This window comes from Kitasatospora sp. NPDC088346 (assembly GCF_044740765.1).
Classification (GTDB): domain Bacteria; phylum Actinomycetota; class Actinomycetes; order Streptomycetales; family Streptomycetaceae; genus Kitasatospora.
In genome coordinates this window covers 1-16,953 of record NZ_JBIURH010000033.1, presented here as the reverse complement: position 1 = coordinate 16,953, position 16,953 = coordinate 1, and the positions used below count along the sequence as shown (strand labels likewise).

Below are 16,953 nucleotides of genomic sequence, written 5' to 3'. Positions count from 1 at the left end.
CCCGCTGGTCGGCGGCGGGTCGGCTCGGGCAGCATGACCGCATGACCGACCGCCTCCTGCTGCTCGCGCCCCGGATCAACGAGACCGGTCTGCAGCTGCTCACCGCCGCCCGCCGACGCGGGATCCACGCCCGTACCGCGACCCGCTGGGAGGTCCCCGCGGAGCTGCGCGGCCTGCGCCCGGCGCACCTGTACGGCGGTCCGCTGTTCGCGGACGCGGTCGGCCGGGACCTGGGCGTCGCGGTGCTGGAGGACCCGCCCGGCTGGCTGCCCGGCCTGCCGTTCGGGCTGACCCGCCGCAAGGTCGAGTGCACCACCCTCGCCGAGGCCCGGGGGCTGCGCCGGCCGGCCTTCGTCAAGCCGCCCAACGACAAGCTGTTCGCCGCCCGGGTCTACCCGGACGGCAGCGGGCTGCCCGGGCCGGACGCGCTGGAGGACGACCTCGCGGTGCTGGTCAGCGACATCGTCACGTTCCGGCGCGAGTACCGGCTGTTCGTCCTGGACGGCGAGGTGCTGACCGGCAGCCGCTACCTGACCGACGGCGGTCTCGACGTCGCGCCGCTGGACGAGGACCCGCACCGCGCCGAGGTCCTGGGCTTCACCGCCGACGTACTGGCCCTCGGCGGGCTGCCCAGCGCCGTGAGCGTCGACGTGGGCCTGCTCGCGGACGGCGGCTGGGCCGTGGTCGAGGCCAACAGCGCCTGGGCCAGTGGCGGTTACGCCTGTGACCCGGACCGGGTGCTCGACGTCGTGCTGCGCGCGGCCGGCCCCGAGCAGGACGTCCGGCCCGCCGATCTCCCGCACCGGCGCGCGCTGCCCACGGTGGTCCGCTGACGGGTGGCTCCGCCGGCCGGCCCGGCCGGGGCCGCCCGTGCGCCGGTGGATCCGGGGCCCGCGCCTCAGACCGCCACGGCCGGCTCCGGCCGGGCCGCGGACCGGGCCTCGGCCCAGCGGACGGTGGGGCCCATCGCCAGGCCGCCCGCGGCGAAGAGGGCCGCGAGGACCGCCCACCCCAGCACGCCCTGGCCGATCACCAGCCAGGTGACCAGGGCCGGGCCGAGCATCAGGGCGGCCGACTGCCCGGTGTTGAAGACGCCCTGGTAGGCGCCGTGCGCGCCCTCACCCGCCAGGTCGTAGCTGAGCGACCAGGTGCCGGCCTGGCCGAGCACCTCGCCCAGTGCCTGGAGGCCGACGCCCGCGACCACCAGCAGCGCGGCGACGGCGGCGGGCACGCCGTGGGCGAGCGCCAGCACCCCGCAGGAGCCGGCGACCAGCAGCCCGCCGCGGCGGAAGGCCCGGGCGGCGGCGGCCGGCCGTTCGACGCCCCGGGCCGCGCGGACCTGGAGGGCGATCACCAGCGCGGTGTTGACCAGCATCGAGCCGGCCACCATGGCGCGGGGCGCCTCGGTCTCCCGGACGATCCACAGCGGCACGCCGACCTCCAGCATGGCGAACTGCAGGGTGAGCACGCCGTTCAGGGCGGTCACCGCGAGGAACGGCAGGTTGCGCAGGGCCGGGTTCGGGCCGCCGGCGGCCGCGTCGGCGGCACCGGCCGGCCGGGCCGCGTCCGGGACCAGCACCGCGAACAGCACCGCGACCACCACGAAGGAGCCGGCGTCGGTGAGCAGCGCCGCCAGGTACGCGCCGCGGGTGTCGGCCTGGAGGGCGATCGCCGCCAGGCAGGCGCCGAGCGCGATGCCGATGTTGGTGACGGACCGCAGGTACGCCCGGCCGGCCACCCGGCCGTCGGGGGGCAGCACCTCGGCGTAGAGCGCGTTGCGGACGGCCGCGGCGCCGCGGTCGGCGACGGCCACCAGGCAGGCGAGCGGGACGAACGCGGCGTACGACCCGACCAGGGTGTAGCCGACGGTGCCGACCGCCTCCACGGTGACCAGCGCGACCAGGACGCGCTTGGCCCCCCACCGGTCGGCCGCCCGCCCGGCGGGGACGCCCGCCAGGACACCGCACAGCCCGGCGGCGGTGAGCCCGAGTCCGACCTGGGCGGCGCCGAAGCCGAGCATCCGGGTGAACCAGAGCACGCCGAGCGTCATCGACAGGCCGCTGCCGAGGGTGTTGACGAAGGTGATCAGGGTGAGCCGGCGCACCATCGGGTCGGGGTGCAGCAGGCGTGCGGGCAGGGTGGTGAGGCCGGCTCGGCCGGCGGTGCTGGCGGTCATGGAAGGATCACATCGCAGCCCGCAGGACAGGCCGTATTCATTTAGGCCGGGGCTGAACCATGGGGGACCGAATGCACCGTTTCCGGCTGGGGCTGGCCGATCTGGCCGCCGCCTCGTTCGCCTGCTCGCCGCTCCAGGAGACCGTGCTGAGCCTGCGGATGTGGACGCACCCGGGGGTGTACGTGCACCAGACGGCGTGGTTCGAGCGGATGCGGCCGGCCTTCGAGCGGATCGACGCCGCCCTGCTGTGCTCGCTGGTGGCGAGCAACCGCTACGTCCCGGACTTCCTCACCCCGCGCCCCGCCGCGCCGTTCCCGGACATCCGCACCGAACTGGCCGAGGTGCGCGCCCTGCCGCCGCAGGAGCTCCCCGCCCAGCTGGCACGGACCTTCCTGCCGCACGACCGGCGGATCCCGCGACCGCTGGCGGACGGGCTGGCGGACCCGGCGCGGCTGCTGGCGAGGATCGCGGACGCGCTGGAGGAGTACTGGGAGGAGTGCCTGAGCCCCCAGTGGTGGCCGCGGGCGAGGTCGGTGCTGCGCGCGGACATCGTGCACCGCTCCCGGGTGCTGGCGGAGCGCGGCGCGGCGGCGCTCTTCGGCGACCTGGACGGTCGGCTGCTGTGGGAGGACGGCGTGCTGACGATCCGCCGGGACTGGGGAAACGGGAACGTGGACGTGGTGGTCGGCCGGCGCGGCCTGGTCTTCCTGCCGACCTGCTTCGCCCGCGGCGCCATCACCTCGATCGGCCAGGACCACCCGCCGACCATCACCTACCCGGCGCGCGGTCAGGGGACCCTGGGCGGGACCGTCCAGCCGCCGCCCGCCACCCGCGCCCTGGAACAGCTGGTCGGTCCGCCGAAGGCCCGACTGCTGGCCCTGCTGTCGGAGCCGTCCTCCACCACCGAGCTGGCCCGGAGGCTCGGCGTCACCCCCGGCGCGGTCAGCCAGCACCTCGCGGTGCTGGCCGCGACCCGGCTGGTCACCCGGGCCCGGCACGGCCGGATGGTGCTGTACGCGCGCAGCCCGCTCGGCGACCGGCTCTGCGAGTGACCCGGCCGCCGGACCTCGCCAACTCCCCTGTGGTCTGGACCTGTTGACGGGAGGTCCCGGTCGGCCTACATTGCGACTGGCTCCCCGGCACCCCTGTACGGATCCCCCACACCACACAGGGAGCACCGATGCTCGTTCGGCCGAGGCACCGCGCCAGGGGCAGACTCCTGGCCCTGCTGGCCTCACTCGTCCTGCCGCTCGCCCTGCTCGCCGCCACCCCCGCGCACGCCGCGGGCCGGCTCACCGCGTCCTTCACCACGGCCGACAACGGATCCTGGTGGAAGGGCACCTTCGTGGTCCGCAACGACAACGCCGCCGCCGTCACCGGCTGGACGCTGGAGTTCGACCTGCCCGCCGGCGTCACCGTCAGCAGCAGCTACAACGGGACGGCCACCGTCAGCGGCCGCCACGTCAGCGCCGTCAACGCGTACTACAACGCCACCGTCCAGCCGTACAGCTTCTGGTTCGTGGCCACCGGCCCGGTCGGCGTCCCCGCCAACTGCCGCATCAACGGCGACAAGTGCGACGGCGGCGCGGACGTGCCGCCCGACCCGCCCGGTACCCCGCAGGTCACCGACACCACCGCGCACACCGTCGCGCTGAGCTGGCCGGCCGCCGCACCCGGCGACTTCCCGATCGCCGGGTACGACGTCCTGTCCGGCAGCACCGTGCTGGCCTCCTCCCCCGCCACCTCGGTCACCGTCACCGGGCTCGCCCCGGCCACCGCCTACGCCCTCGCCGTGCGGGCCCGCGACACCCGGGGCACCACCGGCCCGGCCGGGCCGGCCGTCACCGCCCGCACGGTCGACCCGGCCACCGATCCGACGCCGCCGACCGCGCCCGGCGCGCTGCGCAGCACCGGCGTCACCAGCAGCAGCGTGGCCCTGGCCTGGAACGCCGCCACCGACGACCAGCGGGTCGCCGCCTACGACCTCTACCAGGACGGCACGCCCGTGCAGACCGTCACCGGCACCACCGCGGCCGTGACCGGCCTGTCCCCCGCCACCTCCTACACCTTCGCCGTCCGGGCCCGGGACGCCGCCGACAACGCCTCCCCCGCCTCCGCCCCGCTCACCGTCACCACCGGCGACCTGGCCGGGCCCGGCCGGTACAGCCGGGTCGGGTACTTCGCCCAGTGGGGCATCTACGGCCGCCAGTACTTCGTCAGGAACCTGGACACCTCCGGCAGCGCGGCCAAGCTGGACGTGGTCAACTACGCCTTCGAGAACATCGACCCGGTCAACCTGACCTGCCTGGCCGGGGTCACCAAGGGCACCACCGCCGACCCGCAGGACCCGGACCAGGGCACCGGCGCGGGTGACGCGGACGCCGACTACGCCCGGCCGTTCAGCGCCGCGCAGTCGGTCGACGGGGTGGCCGACGACGGCTGGGGCAGGCTGCGCGGCAACTTCAACCAGCTGAAGAAGCTCAAGGCCAGGTACCCCGGCCTCAAGGTGGTGGTCTCGCTCGGCGGCTGGACGTACTCCAAGTACCTCTCCGACGCGGCGGCCACCGAGGCCTCCCGGCAGAAGTTCGTCAGGTCCTGCGTGGACACCTGGATCAGGGGCAACCTGCCGGTCTACAACGGCGCGGGCGGGGACGGCGCGGCGGCGGGCGTCTTCGACGGCATCGACCTGGACTGGGAGTGGCCCGGCTCCCCCGACGGTCACGCCGGCAACCACTACGCGCCCGCCGACAAGGCCGACCTGACCCTGCTGCTGGCCGAGTTCCGCCGGCAGCTGGACGCCCTCGGCGGCCCGCACCGGCTGCTCACCGCGTTCACCCCGGCCGACCCGGTCAAGATCGGCCAGGGGTGGGACCTCTCGAAGATCTCCCAGTACCTGGACGTGGCCAACATCCAGGGCTACGACTTCCACGGCGCCGGCAGCGACAACTCCTGGGAGCCGAACCGCACCGGCCACCAGGCCAACCTCCACGCCGACACCCAGGACCCGTACGGCTTCCACTTCAGCGTCGACGGCGCGGTGCAGACCTACCTCGCCGCCGGGGTCAACCCGCGCAAGCTGACCATCGGCTTCCCGTTCTACGGCCGCGGCTGGCAGGGCGTCACCGAGGGCGGCGCGAGCGGTGAGTGGCAGGCCGCCGGGGGCGCGGCCCCGGGACAGTTCGCCGAGGAGGCGGGCACCCGCGGGTACCAGAACCTCATCACACAGGTGCCGGGCCTGACCGTCCACCACGACACCCAGTCGGGCTCCACGTACGCCTACACCGGGCCGGGCGGGCAGTGGTGGAGCTTCGACGACCCGTGGGCGATCGCCCAGAAGACCGCCTACCTGAGGTCCAGGAACCTGCTGGGCGCGATGATCTGGGAGATGTCCGGCGACACGCCGTCCGGCACCCTGATCACCGCGCTCGACAACGGGCTGAAGTAGCGCACCGGGCCCCGGGGTTCACCAACCCCGGGGCCCGGTCGGCCTACGGCGTCAGCGGCCGGCGATCGAGGCCAGCTTGCGCGCGGCCCGGTGGTCGCGCATCACCTCGGCGAAGGTGGTGTGCCCCTGGGTCGCCCGGGCGAACGCCCGCCAGGCCGGCTCGATCAGGCAGACCGCCGCGTGGAAGACCTGCGGGCGGCGCTCGAACGCGGCCAGCATCACCTTGCCGGCCCGCATCTCCACGCCCAGCCCGGCCTTGACCGCGAACGCGTAGTTGAGCGCCTGCCGGCGCACCTCCGCCCCGCCGTCCGCCTCGGCGACCTTGACCGCCCACTCTCCGGCCAGCCGGCCCGAGCGCAGCGCGTACGAGATGCCCTCCCTGGTCCACGGCTCCAGCAGCCCGGCCGCGTCGCCGGCCACCAGCACCCGGCCGCGGGACAGCGGCGAGTCCTCGGCCCGGCAGCGGGTCAGGTGGCCCGACTCGACGCTCGGGGTGAAGCCGGACAGGCCGAGCCGGCGGATGTACTCCGCCAGGTACTCCTTGGTCCGCTCGCCGTCACCGCGGGCGGAGATCACACCGACCGTCAGGGTGCCGGAGTCGGTCTTGGGAAACACCCATCCGTACGAGCCGGGCAGCGGGCCCCAGTCCAGGTGGATCCTGCCGGCCCAGTAGCGGGAGACCGACTCGGGGACCGGGATCTCCGCCTCCAGACCGAGGTCGATCTGGTCGAAGCTCACCCCGACGTGCCGGCCGATCCGGCTCGCCGAGCCGTCCGACCCGACCACCGCACGGGCCTCGGCCCGGCGCCCGTCGGCGGTGGTCACGAGGACCGTCCGGCCGTCCTCGCCGTCCTTCGGCTCGACCCCGGTCACCGTGACACCGGTGACCACCACGGCCCCGGCCTGTTCGGCGGCCTGCACCAGGCGCAGGTCGAACTCGTCCCGGTTGACCAGCCCGAACAGCATCCGCCTGGAGCGCCGGGTCCGGGAGAACCTGCCGTTCAGCGCGAAGGTGACGGCGTGGATGCGGTCCTGCAGCGGCAGTTTGAAGTCCGGCGGCAGGCTGTCCCGGGAGAAGCCGATGATGCCGCCACCGCAGGTCTTGTAGCGGGGGTGCTCGGCCTTGTCGAGCAGCAGCACCCGGCGGCCCTGAACGGCCGCGGCGTACGCGGCGGAGGACCCGGCCGGGCCGGCGCCGACCACCACCACGTCCCACACGCCGGCCAACGGGTCGGGCCCGGCGGCCTCGGTGTCGGTCGATTCCATCGGATCCTGCCCAAGCGAGCTACCGGTATCAGTCACATCGGCCAATGGTAGACGCCTCCCGCAAGCCGATCCCCGGCACCGGGTCGACTCGGCGTGCGCGCACGGTCCGCCGCGCGCCCCACCGCGCGGTCCGGCACACGGCCCGTCACCACCCGTACCGCGCAGCGCCCGACGGGCCGGCCGGGCGCCGGGCCCGCGCCACCGCGCCGACCGCGGCCAGCGCCACGGCCACCCCCACGCCCGCCCCGAAGCAGGCCTCGTCCACCACCCCGCCGCGGCGCCGCGCGAGCCGGTGCGCCGCGCCCGCCGCCGCGGCCGCCGCCAGCAGGACGGCCGCCCCCGGCCGGGCGGGTCCCGCGCCCGCGCGGGCGGCGTGGCGGGCCACCAGCACCAGCCCGGCCAGCGAGGTGCCGTACTGCAGGGCGGTGTACAGCGGCACCCCGCCCAGCCGCCGGGTGAGCACCGGCAGGGCCCGTACACCGGCCCGGCCGCGGTGGGTGAAGGAGTCCCAGCCGACGTGCGTCGCCGCGCCCAGCGCCGCGGACAGCGCCACCGGCCCGGGCCCGGGCAGCCGGTCCGGCCGGTCCGCCGGCCGCGCCCCGGTGGCGGGCAGCAGCACCGCCGTCCCGTCCCGCCACAGCCCCCGCCAGCCCGCGACCAGGGCGGTCGCCAGGGCGACGTCCACCGTCGGCACCGCCCACCAACGGTGCGTCAGGCCGCCCGAGCGGTACACCCCCGGTAGCAGCGACTCCGCGAAGAACGGCAGGTCGGGCGCCATCGACCCGGCGACCAGCGCCGGGGCCACCAGCGGCCCGCGCGCCCGGACGCCGCGCAGCAGCGGCAGCACCGCCGCCGGGTGGCTCAGCGTGAACGGCATGCCCCCATCCTCCCCGCGCGGCCGCCCGGCCGCCCGCCGTGTCCGTTGTCGGTGCCGATCGCTACGCTGCCGGCCATGCCCTCCTACTTCCAGCGGTACGCCGGCGGCGAGCACGAGGCCGTCTGGACGGAGCTGCGCGCACTCGGCCCGGTGCCCCCGGCGCTGAGCGAGGACGTCGCGGCGGTCGCCGAGCACACCATGCTCCGGGCCGACCGGCACATCAGCCGGATCGAGGAGCAGCTCGCCGGGCTCGGCTTCGCCCCGGCGTGGCAGGTCCGCGAGCGGTCCACCGCCGACGACCTGGCCGAGCTCGACCGGCTGTCCGGGGAGATCGGCCGGCTGCCGGCCGCGTACGAGGCGGGCCTGCGGGTGCTCGGCGGCGTCTCGTTCGTGGGTGACTGCACCGCCCTCGACCTCGGCCACCGCTCGCACCCCGACCCCGCCGCGGACGGTCCGCGCCGCCGCACCACCGCGGTCTACCCCGATCCGCTGTGGCTGCCGTCGGTGCCGTCGCTGGGCGAGGAGTGGGCGGAGTACCGCGCGGACGCCGACGAGTACCCCGACCTCGCCGCGGACGGCTTCTACCAGGGCTCCCCGGACGAGCTGCACACGGCCAACGTCAGCGGCGCCAGCTTCGACCTCGCCCTCCCGGACGGCAGCGCCGACCCGGTGGTCGACGGCGTCGGCGGCCGGCCCGGGATCACCCTGGTCGAGTACCTGCGCACCTCGATCGCCTGGGGCGGTTTCCCCGGCTGGTCCTTCGCCCCGCCCCAGGAGGTCCCGCCGGCCCTGGCCGCCCTCCGGGCGACCCCGGACTTCTAGGCCCTGTCCGGGACCCCCGGGCGGCGCCGTGCCGGTCAGCCCGCGCCCGCCCCCACCGCCGCGGGCAGTCCGGCCTCCAGGTAGCGCAGGGTGCCGCGGGCGCGCGCCTCCAGGGCCCCGAGCAGCCGCCGGTGACGGTTGGGCGGCAGCAGCCCCGCGGCCTCGTCCGGGGTGACGAACCGCCAGCAGCGCAGCTCGTCCCGGGGCAGCCGGATCCGGGCCACGGCCGCGGCGTCCAGCCGGCCGCCGTCGAACATCAGCCGCAGGCCGCCCCGGCGCGGGCCGGTGCAGGGCTCCCAGTCGACGGCGAGCAGCCGCAGCGCCGCGCCGTCCAGGTGCAGGCCGAGTTCCTCCGCGGTCTCCCGCAGGGCCGCGTCGCTGGGCGCCTCGCCGCGCTCCACGACGCCGCCGGGGAACTCCCAGGACGGCTTGTAGACCGGATCGACCAGCAGGACGCGGTCCAGCTCGTCGAAGAACAGCACGGCGGCGGCCACGGTGTCACCGGTCGCGTCGTCGCTGCGGACGATCGGGCAGCGGGCCTGGCCGCCCTCGACCAGCTCGGCGATGCGTTCGGCGGTGCGGCGCGGCGAGAGCCCGCCGGTGTCGAGCAGCCGGGCGTCGCGGCCGAGCCAGCGTCTGGCGTGACGGTAGTGCGGCAGGTGTTCGAGCGACCACTCGCGGACCCGGGCGCTGCGCTCGGGGTGGTCGGGTTGGTCGTCACGGGCCTCGATCCGGGCGCGCAGGATCGTTTCCTCCAGGTCCAGCACGATGTGGTGCACGGCCAGCCCGCGGGTGGCCAGGGCGCCGAAGATCTCGTCCCGGTAGTCCTCCCGGAGCAGCGTCATCGGCACCACCAGGGGCCCGGGCACCTCGGCGAGCAGGGCCGCCGCGACCTCGGGGACCAGCCTGCGCCAGGACGGCAGGTCCTGGTAGTCGGAGACCGGGACGAACCGGTCCGCCGGCAGCAGGGCGCGCAGCCCGTCGCCGACCCGCTCGGGGTCGAAGAGCAGGCTCCCGGGCAGCAGCTCCACCAGCTCGCGGCAGGCGCTCGTCTTGCCCGCCCCGAACGGGCCATTGACCCAGACGATCACAGTTCCCCCTGTCGTCGGCCCACCCCGGCGCGGACGCGCCGGGCGGCGGACGCCCGCACCGTCCGGCGCCCGCACCACCTCAGGTGGTACCCGCGCCTGCCCGGTCCCCATGCGTGCGCCTTCGCGCCGGTCGTCTCCGCCGCACGCTCCGCCGGTCCGCCGGGCGTTCCCCGGCCGTTCCCCGCGCCGGTCCGGCGGGGGATCCGACAGCGGGCCTAGGCCTCCGGCCCGGCCTCCAGCAGCTGCTTCTTCAGCACCTTGCCCATCGCGTTGCGCGGCAGCTCGTCCACCAGGACGACCCGCCGGGGCCGCTTGTGGACGGACAGCCGCTCGGCCACGAAGGAGGTCAGCTGGTCCCCGGTCACCGCGCCGTCGGCGATCACGTAGGCGACGACGGCCTGGCCGAGGTCGCCGTCGGGGGCACCGACCACGGCGGCGTCGGCGACGGCCGGGTGGTCCCGCAGGGCCGCCTCGACCTCACCCGCGCCGATCCGGTACCCGCCGCTCTTGATCAGGTCGACCGAGGCACGGCCGACGATCCGGTGGAAGCCGTCGGGGCCGATCACGGCGACGTCCCCGGTCCTGAACCAGCCGTCGGCCGTCCACGACTCGGCGTCGGCGTCCGGCCGTCCCAGGTACCCGTCGAACAGGGTCGGCCCGGCGACCTGGAGCTCGCCGACCGACTCGCCGTCGTGCGCGAGCGGCGCGCCGTCCTCGCCGACCAGCCGGGTGCGCACCCCGTCGACCGGCAGGCCGACGCTGCCGGGACGGCGCTCACCGGCGGCCCGGGTGGAGACGGTGATCAGCGACTCGGTCATCCCGTAGCGCTCGATCGGGGCCTGCCCGGTGAGAGCGGTGAGCCGTTCGAAGACCGGCACCGGCAGCGGGGCGCTGCCGGAGACCAGCAGCCGGGAGCCGGCCAGCGCGCGGGCCGCCGACGCGTCCGCCGCCACTCGCGACCAGACCGTCGGCACGCCGAAGTACAGGGTGCCGCGCGCCCCGGCGTACGCCGCCGGCGTGGGGCGGCCGGTGTGCACAAGCCGGCTCCCGGTGCGCAGCGCGCCGAGGACCCCGAGCACCAGGCCGTGCACGTGGAACAGCGGCAGACCGTGCACCAGGGTGTCGTCGGCGGTCCACTGCCAGGCGGCTGCGAGGGCGTCGAGGTCCGCGGCCACCGCCGAGCGGGAGATCAGCGCCCCCTTGGGCGCGCCGGTGGTGCCGGAGGTGTACAGGACGAACGCCGTGCGCTCCGGCGCGGGCTCCACGAACGCGCCCCTCGAACGCGCCGTCAGGTCGACCGGCAGCACCTCGATGTCCTCGGCGCCCTCGCCCGCAGGTACGGCCAGCAGGGCCGCACCCGAGTCGCGCAGGATGTGGGCGCGCTCCTTGGGCCCGGAGTCCGGCGGCAGCGGTACCACCGGCACCCCGGCCAGCAGTCCACCGACCACCGCCACCACCGTCTCGACGGTCGCCCGGGCCAGCACGGCCAGCGCCGGAGCCCCAGCCGCCCGCTCCGCCACCGCGCCCGCCGCGCCGAGCAGCTGCTCGCGCGACATCGCCCGGCCGTCGACCAGCAGCGCGTCCGCCGCGTCTTCGAAGCCACCCTCAAGTGCCGTCAGCAGTCCCATGTCCGGGAGCCTACCGGCGGCCCGGCGGGCGCGGCGGCCCGATCACGGCGCGGTCGACCGGGACGCGAGCGCCGGTCCACACCGGTCCCGGCCGCCCGGGCACGCGGGGGGGCGGGGCGGCCGGGCACGCCGAAGGGCGCGGCCCCCGGGTGGGAGCCGCGCCCTTCGGCCGTGCGGGAGGTGCTCAGCCCTTGCGGGACTTGACCTCGCCGGTCAGCTGCGGGAGGACGGTGAACAGGTCACCGACCACGCCGTAGTCGACCAGCTCGAAGATCGGCGCCTCGGGGTCCTTGTTCACGGCCACGATGGTCTTCGAGGTCTGCATGCCGGCCCGGTGCTGGATCGCGCCGGAGATGCCCGCCGCGACGTACAGCTGCGGCGAGACCTGCTTGCCGGTCTGGCCGACCTGGTTGCTGTGCGGGTACCAGCCGGCGTCCACCGCGGCGCGCGAGGCGCCGACGGCCGCGCCGAGCGCGTCCGCGAGCTCCTCGACCACGCCGAAGCCGTCCTTGGCGCCGACGCCCCGGCCGCCGGAGACCACGATCGCGGCCTCGGTCAGCTCCGGGCGGCCCGAGGAGACCCGCGGGGTGCGCGAGGTGACCTTGGCGGCCTTGCCGGTGAACTCGACGGTCACGTTCTCCACGGCGCCGGCGGCCGCGGCGGCCTCGGGGCTGGTGGAGTTGGGCTTGACGGTGATGACCGGCGCGCCCTTCGAGACCTTGGACTTGACCTGGAAGGAGGCCGCGAACACCGACTGGGTGGCGACCGGACCGCCGTCGCCGGCCTCCAGGTCGACGGCGTCGGTGATGATGCCCGAGCCCAGGCGGAGCGCGACGCGGGCCGCGATCTCCTTGCCCTCGCCCGAGGAGGTGACCAGCACGGCGGCGGCGTCGGCGGCCTTGGCGATCTGCGTCAGCGCGTCGACCTTCGGCACCACCAGCAGGTCGGCGAACTCGGCGCCGTCCGCGACGTACACCTTGGCGGCGCCGTACTCGCCGGCCTTGGCGGCGATCTCGGCGGCGGCCGAACCGGCGCCCAGGACCACGGCCGAGGGCTCGCCGATGCGGCGGGCCAGGGTCAGCAGTTCGAGGGCCGGCTTGCGGACCACACCGTCGGCGTGGTCGACGAGAACGAGAATCTCACCCATTGCTCAATGTCTCCTGTATCTCCTGGCTGCCGCGCGCATCGGCGTGCGGCAGCCACCACGTCCAACGGGTCAGATGAACTTCTGCTCGGCGAGGAAGGTGGCGAGCTGCTTGCCGCCCTCGCCCTCGTCCTTGACGACGGTGCCGGCGGTGCGGGCCGGGCGGGCCGCGACGGCCTCGACGGCGGTCCAGGAGCCGGCCAGGCCGACCTCGTCCGCCTCGATGCCCAGGTCGTCCAGGTCCAGCGACTCGACCGGCTTCTTCTTGGCGGCCATGATGCCCTTGAAGGACGGGTAGCGGGCCTCGCCGGACTGGTCGGTGACCGACACGACGGCGGGGAGCTCGGCCTCGACCTGCTCGGTGGCGGCGTCGCCGTCGCGGCGGCCCTTGACCACGCCGCCCTCGACCGACACCTCGGAGAGCAGGGTGACCTGGGGCAGGCCCAGACGCTCGGCCAGCAGGGCCGGGAGGACGCCCATGGTGCCGTCGGTGGAGGCCATGCCGCAGACGACCAGGTCGAAGCCGACCTTGTCCAGGGCCTTGGCGATGATCGCGGAGGTGCCGATCACGTCGCTGCCGTGAATGTCGTCGTCGTTGACGTGGACGGCCTTGTCGGCACCCATGGAGAGGGCCTTGCGCAGGGCGTCCTTGGCGTCGTCCGGGCCCACGGTCAGGACGGTGACCTCGGCGTCGCCGGAGGCCTCGGCGATGCGGAGCGCCTGCTCCACGCCGTACTCGTCCAGCTCCGAAAGGAGGCCGTCGACGCCCTCCCGGTCGGTGGTGGTGTCGTCCGCGAAGCGACGGTCACCGGTCGCGTCGGGCACGTACTTCACACAGACAACGATCCTCAAGCTCACGGCCTGTCTCCTGTACTGGTCTCGTCCGGCGGCTGCGGCTGTGCAATGGGCGGAAGTCAGGCTTCCGGGCCCACGCGGGCTGCGTCTTCCTGAGCCCGGCCGGAACTTCCTGGCAGCATACTCGCCAGTAGCTTAGCCGTCACTACTGGCCAGTAGCTTAGCGCTGCCCGGGCCCCGGCCGACCGCCCGGCACCCCGTCCGCGGCCCGGACGGCGGCCCGGGCGAGCAGGGGTGCAGAGCGGCTGCACTGCCGTCTTCGCCCCATCCTGCCCCAGTGCGCGCCGCATACCACCTGACTGGGCGGCAGATCGGCTGTGAGATTGAAGGTCTTGACAGCCCGGCGGCTGACGGTGGCTCCGGCGGCCACCCGTCCGCGGGTCGGGGAAGCGGTTCAGACCGCCGCGCCGAGGGCCGCGATCACGTCCGCGCGCCGCGGCTGACCGGCCGCCCGGCGGACCACCCGCCCGCCGGAATCCAGCACCAGGACGGTCGGCGTCCGCAGGATCTCCAGCCGCCGCACCAGCTCCAGGTGCTCCTCGGCGTCCACCTCGACGTGCTCCACGCCCTCCACCATCGCGGCCACCTCGGCCAGCACCCGGCGGGTCGCCCGGCAGGGCTGGCAGAACGCCGTCGAGAACTGGACCAGCGTCGCCCGTTCCCCCAGCCCGGCGCCCAGCTCGGCGGCCGACACCCGCACCGCACCGTCCTTCGCCCGCACCCGCAGCCTTCCGTCCCGCGCGGCGCGCCACAGCCCGAAGGCGCTCGCCACCGCGAGCACGACACCGCACACCACCAACCCGGTCACCCGTCCAGTGTGCGGCACCGCGCCCCGCGATCGACCGGCGAGTGCCCCGGCGCGTACCATCGCCGCGTGGACCCCCGCCCCGCCCGGACGCCCCGGCTGACCACCCGCCGCGTGGTCGACCTGTGCCGGGCCACCGCATCGCGCTGTCGCTGACCGCCCACCGCCGTCAGCCCACCAGCCGTGCCACCCCGGAGCCACCCGTGCAGATCGACCCCCGCGGCCCGCGATTCGCCGCCGCACTCACCAGCCTCCTGCTCGCCGCCGTCCTGATCACCGGCAGCGGCGCCCTGCTCGCCGTCCAGACCGCCGTCTTCGCCGCCGGCGCCCTGGCGGGCCTGCGGTACTCCCCGTACGGCCTGCTCTACCGCACCCTGCTGCGGCCGCGGCTCGGCCCGCCCGCCGAACTGGAGGACGCCCGACCGCCCCGCTTCGCCCAGGGCGTCGGGCTCGTCTTCGGCCTCATCGGCACCGTCGGCCACCTGGGCGGCGTGCCCTGGCTCGGGACGGCCGCCACGGCCCTCGCGCTGGCCGCCGCCTTCCTGAACGCCGCCTTCGGCTACTGCCTCGGCTGCGAGCTGTACCCGCTGCTGCACCGCGGCCGCGCCCGGCTGACCGCCACCCGGAACACCGCCGGCTGAGCGGGCCGCGGCAGCGGATCCCCCCTCGCGGACGGCCTCAGGTGACAGAGGGCACCCCTTCGAGGGATCATCTCGGAGTAAACACACCCGTGGCCGCTGCCGCGTGCCGCGTCTCGGACGGCCCCGACCTGCGCCCCGGGTACCACCTGACCGGGCACCAGCCCGTGGGAAGTAGGGCTGACGTGGCAGAGTTCGTGTACCCGCCGGTGATCCGTGCCGCACTCACCTGCTTCCGTGCGCTGGACGTACGGATCAGCATCGTCGGCGCGGAGAACATCCCCGCGACCGGCGGAGCCGTGCTGGTGAGCAACCACATCAGCTACCTCGACTTCCTCTTCGCCGGGCTCGGTGCCTTCAAGGGCGGCAAGCGCAAGACCCGCTTCATGGCCAAGGACGACGTCTTCAAGCACGCCGTCTCCGGCCCGCTGATGCGCGGCATGAAGCACATCCCGGTGGATCGCACCGACGGCCAGCCGGCGTACGAGGCCGCGGTCCGGGCCCTGCGGGAGGGCGAGGTGGTCGGTGTCTTCCCCGAGGCCACCATCAGCCGCTCCTTCACCCTGAAGAAGTTCAAGACCGGCGCCGCCCGGATGGCCGCCGACTCCGGCGCCCCGCTGCTGCCGGTGATCCTCTGGGGCACCCAGCAGCTCTGGACCAAGGGCCGCCCCAAGACCCTCACCAAGCGCCACGTCCCGGTCACCATCATGATCGGCGAGCCGATCCGGCTCACCCCCGAGGACAAGCCCGTGATGGTCACCCGCCGCCTGAGGGCCGCGATGACCGAGATGCTCGACCGCGCCCAGCGCGACTACCCCGGCAAGCCCGCCGGCCCCGAGGACAGCTGGTGGCTGCCGGCCCACCTCGGCGGCACCGCGCCGACCCTGGAGGTCGCCGAGGCCGAGGACGAGGCGGAGGCCGCCGAGAAGGCCGCCCGCCGCGCCGAACGCTGACCGTCCGTCGGTGGGGCCCGCCCGGTGCGGACCCCACCGGCGTCCCCTCCCCGCGATCCCGCTCTCCCCGACTCCGGCCTCCCGGACTCCCCGCTCCCCCACGGCAGTCGGGCTTCCCCCGCCCGCCCGGTTGAGGTAGACCTGACACGGTGCCAGCCGCTCAGCGGCCCGTTCCGAGCAGGGAGACCACCATGCCCGAGATCTCGCACCGCATCGTCCGATCGGCCGGCGGCCTCGACATGCGCATCGCGGAGGCGGGCACCGGCCCCCTCGTCCTGCTGCTGCACGGCTTCCCAGAGAGCTGGTACTCCTGGCGGCACCAGCTGACCGCCCTCGCCGAGGCCGGCTACCACGCCGTCGCCCCCGACCAGCGCGGCTACGGCGCCACCGGCGGCCCCGACGCGGTCGACCAGTACAGCATCCTCCACCTCGCCGGCGACGCGCTCGGCCTGCTCCCGGCCCTCGGCGCGAACCGCGCGGTGGTGGTCGGCCACGACTGGGGCGCCCCGGTCGCCTGGCACACCGCACTGCTGCGGCCCGACCTGGTCCGCGGCGTCGTCGGCCTCTCGGTGCCGCCCCTCCCCCGCGGCGACCACCGCCCCCTCTCGATGCTGCGCCAACTGCCCGGCGACCCGCACTACATGGTCTACTTCCAGCAGTCCGGCCCGGCCGAGACCGAGCTCGGCCGCGACCTGCCGACCACCTTCCGCCGCCTCTTCGGCGGCCGCGCCCGCCTCCACGACAGCGGGCTGCCCCTGGTGCCCGAGGACGGCGGATTCCTGGACGTCTTCGACGACCCGGCCGAGCTCCCGGACTGGCTCACCGAGGCCGACATCGCCTTCTACACCGCCGAGTTCGCCGCCCACGGCTTCGCGCGACCGCTGAACTGGTACCGCAACCTGGACCGCAACTGGGAGCTCACCGCCGCCTGGCACGGCGCCCGGATCGAGCCGCCCGCCCTGCTCGTCGCCGGCGAGCACGACCTGGTGGTCGCCAACCCCCGCACCCGGGCCGCCCTCGCCGAACTCCACCACCACGTACCCCGGCTGCAGGAGACGCTCTGGCTCCCCGGCACCGGCCACTGGACCCAGCAGGAACGCCCCAAGGAGGTCAACGAGGCCCTGATCCAGTTCCTCCAGGGCCTCGACTGATCGGGTGCGGGAATGCGAAAAGCCCCTCCCGGGTGACCCGGGAGGGGCTTCTCTGAAAGATTGTTCGGCGGCGTCCTACTCTCCCACAGGGTCCCCCCTGCA

At 75.3% G+C, this 16,953-nt stretch carries 15 protein-coding genes; 7 read left to right on the top strand and 8 right to left on the bottom strand.

Going from position 1 to position 16,953, the window contains the following annotated elements:
• Positions 1–41 precede the first annotated feature (41 nt).
• Positions 42–833, top strand: coding sequence for an ATP-grasp domain-containing protein (locus ACIOFR_RS30440; protein WP_401002446.1), 792 nt, complete (start codon positions 42–44; stop codon positions 831–833).
• Between the two features lie 65 nt (positions 834–898).
• On the opposite strand, the gene ACIOFR_RS30435 is transcribed toward ACIOFR_RS30440, so the two are convergent.
• Positions 899–2,176, bottom strand: coding sequence for an MFS transporter (locus tag ACIOFR_RS30435; protein WP_401002445.1), 1,278 nt, complete (start codon positions 2,174–2,176; stop codon positions 899–901).
• A gap of 71 nt (positions 2,177–2,247) precedes the next feature.
• On the opposite strand from ACIOFR_RS30435, the gene ACIOFR_RS30430 reads away from it, so the two are divergent.
• Positions 2,248–3,228, top strand: coding sequence for an ArsR/SmtB family transcription factor (locus ACIOFR_RS30430; RefSeq protein ID WP_401002444.1), 981 nt, complete (start codon positions 2,248–2,250; stop codon positions 3,226–3,228).
• A 128-nt stretch (positions 3,229–3,356) separates the two neighbouring features.
• On the top strand, positions 3,357–5,621 hold the full coding sequence (locus ACIOFR_RS30425) for a glycosyl hydrolase family 18 protein (protein ID WP_401002443.1): 2,265 nt from the start codon (positions 3,357–3,359) through the stop codon (positions 5,619–5,621).
• Positions 5,622–5,672: 51 nt separating this feature from the next.
• On the opposite strand, the gene ACIOFR_RS30420 is transcribed toward ACIOFR_RS30425, so the two are convergent.
• Together ACIOFR_RS30420 and ACIOFR_RS30415 are read right to left on the bottom strand one after the other, a co-directional pair.
• On the bottom strand, positions 5,673–6,887 hold the full coding sequence (locus tag ACIOFR_RS30420) for a geranylgeranyl reductase family protein (RefSeq protein WP_401002442.1): 1,215 nt from the start codon (positions 6,885–6,887) through the stop codon (positions 5,673–5,675).
• Positions 6,888–7,032: 145 nt separating this feature from the next.
• The gene (locus tag ACIOFR_RS30415) at positions 7,033–7,764 is read right to left on the bottom strand and encodes a DUF4184 family protein (RefSeq protein WP_401002441.1); all 732 of its coding nucleotides are present in this window, start codon (positions 7,762–7,764) and stop codon (positions 7,033–7,035) included.
• Positions 7,765–7,839: 75 nt separating this feature from the next.
• Between ACIOFR_RS30415 and ACIOFR_RS30410 the strand changes: the two genes are divergently transcribed.
• Positions 7,840–8,586, top strand: coding sequence for a hypothetical protein (locus ACIOFR_RS30410; protein ID WP_401002440.1), 747 nt, complete (start codon positions 7,840–7,842; stop codon positions 8,584–8,586).
• Positions 8,587–8,621: 35 nt separating this feature from the next.
• Here the strand turns inward: ACIOFR_RS30410 and ACIOFR_RS30405 are convergent, their stop codons facing one another.
• The 5 genes from ACIOFR_RS30405 to ACIOFR_RS30385 all read right to left on the bottom strand — a co-directional run bounded on the left by ACIOFR_RS30405 (position 8,622) and on the right by ACIOFR_RS30385 (position 14,112).
• Positions 8,622–9,677, bottom strand: a complete 1,056-nt coding sequence (locus tag ACIOFR_RS30405; RefSeq protein WP_401002439.1) for an NUDIX domain-containing protein — start codon at positions 9,675–9,677, stop codon at positions 8,622–8,624.
• A 215-nt stretch (positions 9,678–9,892) separates the two neighbouring features.
• The gene (locus ACIOFR_RS30400) at positions 9,893–11,305 is read right to left on the bottom strand and encodes an acyl-CoA synthetase (protein ID WP_401002438.1); all 1,413 of its coding nucleotides are present in this window, start codon (positions 11,303–11,305) and stop codon (positions 9,893–9,895) included.
• Between the two features lie 184 nt (positions 11,306–11,489).
• Complete coding sequence (locus ACIOFR_RS30395; RefSeq protein WP_401002437.1) at positions 11,490–12,452, bottom strand: electron transfer flavoprotein subunit alpha/FixB family protein; 963 nt, start codon at positions 12,450–12,452, stop codon at positions 11,490–11,492.
• A gap of 69 nt (positions 12,453–12,521) precedes the next feature.
• Positions 12,522–13,307, bottom strand: a complete 786-nt coding sequence (locus ACIOFR_RS30390; RefSeq protein ID WP_371495684.1) for an electron transfer flavoprotein subunit beta — start codon at positions 13,305–13,307, stop codon at positions 12,522–12,524.
• Positions 13,308–13,698: 391 nt separating this feature from the next.
• Positions 13,699–14,112 (bottom strand): thioredoxin family protein, encoded by a 414-nt coding sequence (locus ACIOFR_RS30385; protein WP_401002436.1) that lies wholly within the window; start codon positions 14,110–14,112, stop codon positions 13,699–13,701.
• A gap of 200 nt (positions 14,113–14,312) precedes the next feature.
• Between ACIOFR_RS30385 and ACIOFR_RS30380 the strand changes: the two genes are divergently transcribed.
• The 3 genes from ACIOFR_RS30380 to ACIOFR_RS30370 all read left to right on the top strand — a co-directional run bounded on the left by ACIOFR_RS30380 (position 14,313) and on the right by ACIOFR_RS30370 (position 16,851).
• The gene (locus ACIOFR_RS30380; RefSeq protein WP_401002435.1) at positions 14,313–14,750 is read left to right on the top strand and encodes a DUF4395 domain-containing protein; all 438 of its coding nucleotides are present in this window, start codon (positions 14,313–14,315) and stop codon (positions 14,748–14,750) included.
• Positions 14,751–14,932: 182 nt separating this feature from the next.
• Entirely contained in the window at positions 14,933–15,700 is a 768-nt protein-coding gene (locus tag ACIOFR_RS30375) for a lysophospholipid acyltransferase family protein (RefSeq protein WP_401002434.1), read from the top strand.
• 191 nt (positions 15,701–15,891) lie between these two features.
• Positions 15,892–16,851: an alpha/beta fold hydrolase gene (locus ACIOFR_RS30370; protein ID WP_401002433.1), complete on the top strand. Its 960-nt coding sequence runs from the start codon at positions 15,892–15,894 to the stop codon at positions 16,849–16,851.
• Positions 16,852–16,953: the final 102 nt, after the last annotated feature.

Excerpts from the sequence above, each read along its gene's own strand:
- ACIOFR_RS30440 (WP_401002446.1), top strand. The coding sequence starts at position 42 with ATGACCGACCGCCTCCTGCTGCTCGCGCCCCGGATCAACGAGACCGGT.
- ACIOFR_RS30435 (WP_401002445.1), bottom strand. The coding sequence starts at position 2,176 with ATGACCGCCAGCACCGCCGGCCGAGCCGGCCTCACCACCCTGCCCGCA.
- ACIOFR_RS30430 (WP_401002444.1), top strand. The coding sequence starts at position 2,248 with ATGCACCGTTTCCGGCTGGGGCTGGCCGATCTGGCCGCCGCCTCGTTC.
- ACIOFR_RS30425 (WP_401002443.1), top strand. The coding sequence starts at position 3,357 with ATGCTCGTTCGGCCGAGGCACCGCGCCAGGGGCAGACTCCTGGCCCTG.
- ACIOFR_RS30420 (WP_401002442.1), bottom strand. The coding sequence starts at position 6,887 with ATGGAATCGACCGACACCGAGGCCGCCGGGCCCGACCCGTTGGCCGGC.
- ACIOFR_RS30415 (WP_401002441.1), bottom strand. The coding sequence starts at position 7,764 with ATGCCGTTCACGCTGAGCCACCCGGCGGCGGTGCTGCCGCTGCTGCGC.
- ACIOFR_RS30410 (WP_401002440.1), top strand. The coding sequence starts at position 7,840 with ATGCCCTCCTACTTCCAGCGGTACGCCGGCGGCGAGCACGAGGCCGTC.
- ACIOFR_RS30400 (WP_401002438.1), bottom strand. The coding sequence starts at position 11,305 with ATGGGACTGCTGACGGCACTTGAGGGTGGCTTCGAAGACGCGGCGGAC.
- ACIOFR_RS30395 (WP_401002437.1), bottom strand. The coding sequence starts at position 12,452 with ATGGGTGAGATTCTCGTTCTCGTCGACCACGCCGACGGTGTGGTCCGC.
- ACIOFR_RS30370 (WP_401002433.1), top strand. The coding sequence starts at position 15,892 with ATGCCCGAGATCTCGCACCGCATCGTCCGATCGGCCGGCGGCCTCGAC.